The following is a 1,293-nucleotide window of genomic DNA, read 5'->3' as shown; positions in this document are numbered from 1 at the left end:
ACGGCGTTTTTTTAAGCGTGGGTTATCAAATCGGTGAAGCGGTTCAAAAAGTGAAAAACGCCGACAAGGTGCAAAAACTTTCAGACGCTTATGAACAATTAAGCCGGCTTTTAACCAACGATAGTGGCTCTGGCTCAAAGACAAGTGCGCAAGCGATCAATCAAGCGGTTAATAATTTGAATGAACGCGCAAAAACTTTAGCCGGTGGGACAACCAATTCCCCTGCCTATCAAGCCACGCTTTTAGCGTTGAGATCGGTGTTAGGGTTATGGAATAGCATGGGTTATGCGGTCATATGCGGAGGTTATACCAAAAGTCCAGGAGAAAACAATCAAAAAAATTTCCACTACACCGATGAGAATGGCAACGGCACTACAATCAATTGCGGTGGGAGCACAAATAGTAATGGCACTCATAGTTCTAGTGGCACAAATACATTAAAAGCAGACAAAAATGTTTCTCTATCTATTGAGCAATATGAAAAAATCCATGAAGCCTATCAAATCCTTTCAAAAGCTTTAAAACAAGCCGGGCTTGCTCCTTTAAATAGCAAAGGGGAAAAGTTAGAAGCGCATGTAACCACATCAAAGTATCAACAAGATAATCAAACTAAGACTACAACTTCTGTTATTGATACGACTAATGATGCGCAAAATCTTTTGACTCAAGCGCAAACGATTGTCAATACCCTTAAAGATTATTGCCCCATGTTGATAGCGAAATCTAGTAGCAATGGTGGGACTAATGGCACAAACACCCCTTCATGGCAAACAGCCGGTGGCGGCAAAAATTCATGTACGACTTTTGGTGCGGAGTTTAGTGCCGCTTCAGACATGATTAATAATGCGCAAAAAATCGTTCAAGAAACCCAACAACTCAGCGCCAACCAACCAAAAAATATCACACAACCCCATAATCTCAACCTTAACACCCCTAGCAGTCTTACGGCTTTAGCTCAAAAAATGCTCAAAAACGCGCAATCTCAAGCAGAAATTTTAAAACTAGCCAATCAAGTGGAGAGCGATTTTAACAAACTTTCTTCAGGCCATCTTAAAGACTACATAGGGAAATGCGATGCGAGCGCTATAAGCAGTGCGAATATGACAATGCAAAATCAAAAGAACAATTGGGGGAACGGGTGTGCTGGCGTGGAAGAAACTCTGTCTTCATTAAAAACAAGCGCCGCTGATTTTAACAACCAAACGCCTCAAATCAATCAAGCTGAAACCCTCGCTAATACCATCGTTCAAGAACTCGGTCATAACCCTTTCAAACGAGTGGGCATCATCAGCT

1 protein-coding gene is annotated in these 1,293 nt (G+C 41.8%); it reads left to right on the top strand.

Annotated features, from left to right (window positions below):
• Positions 1 to 1,293: SabA family sialic acid-binding adhesin (locus tag FIM44_RS08380; RefSeq protein WP_140579756.1), on the top strand; the 1,293-nt coding region annotated here is incomplete at both ends.

The sequence above is a fragment of the Helicobacter pylori genome (assembly GCF_006440215.1).
Classification (GTDB): Bacteria; Campylobacterota; Campylobacteria; order Campylobacterales; family Helicobacteraceae; genus Helicobacter; species Helicobacter pylori_CS.
This window is presented reverse-complemented; position numbering and strand designations above follow the sequence as displayed.